The organism is Vibrio sp. YT-19(2023) (genome assembly GCF_033337395.1).
In genome coordinates this window covers 1-870 of record NZ_JAWOQN010000274.1, presented here as the reverse complement: position 1 = coordinate 870, position 870 = coordinate 1, and the positions used below count along the sequence as shown (strand labels likewise).

Here is an 870-nt window from a genome sequence, read left to right as displayed (position 1 = left end):
AATGAAATAGCGATTTAATTTTAAGATAAAAGCTACAGTTATCATGCTCCTCGATAAGCTTAGATGGCTGTAGCTTTTTCTTCATCCACAACTAATCAAAACTCAAAAGTTCAAGCCTACATAAAGTCTATTCAAAATTAGGCACTGCTGAACCATTTCGTTCAACCCTACACGCACCAAAATGAATAACCTTATATTCTATTCCAGATAGTTTGATTGCTTTAAAGATATCGGATAGATGTTTCTTATGCTTTTTGTCTATCACAAACGCGATATCAACATCTTCACTTACTGGATGACTTTGATGCTCTTTTAACAAAGAATCCGTGCTCTCATGATGGTATAAGGCATAATCTTTAACTAAACAACCTTCGGAAACTTTGTCTTTTCTATATATAGCAAAGCTCCTCATTTCCTCCAAAATTGCATCGGTAGATTTATTGCGAGTCTTAGCCAGCATATCTAAATCATCCTTAGTTAAACCAGACTCAAACTCCAATCCATTTAGTGCATCCTTTGGCCGCTTACTCACTTCCGAAAGAACACTTGCCCCCTTGGTGAAATTTTTATCTTCTGTATAAAAATCCACTCGCATCCCCTGAGGCACACTAGTCCACCCGTCGCCAACCTGCCGACGAAACAATGTGGCTGATCTTTCAAGTTCCTTCCACCCACCATGAGTCATAATAACCAATTGCTGTGCACTTCCAGTGCGACTTATAGCAATACCATCATGCTTAAATACCCTTGGTGTATCACTGCTCGACACATTCCGAATGCTTTTAATCGAATTACTAAAATCTCTAGCTTCCCCATGAGTAGTTGATGAAGATGCAACTGTAGTTTTATTTAAAACATGCTGTAACACAT

The 870-nt window shown here is 38.2% G+C and carries 1 protein-coding gene; it reads right to left on the bottom strand.

All coding sequences use genetic code 11. The features are described from left to right. Positions 1-127 precede the first annotated feature (127 nt). Positions 128-870: putative adhesin (locus R7E78_RS25375; RefSeq protein WP_318058506.1), on the bottom strand; the 743-nt coding region annotated here is incomplete at its 5' end.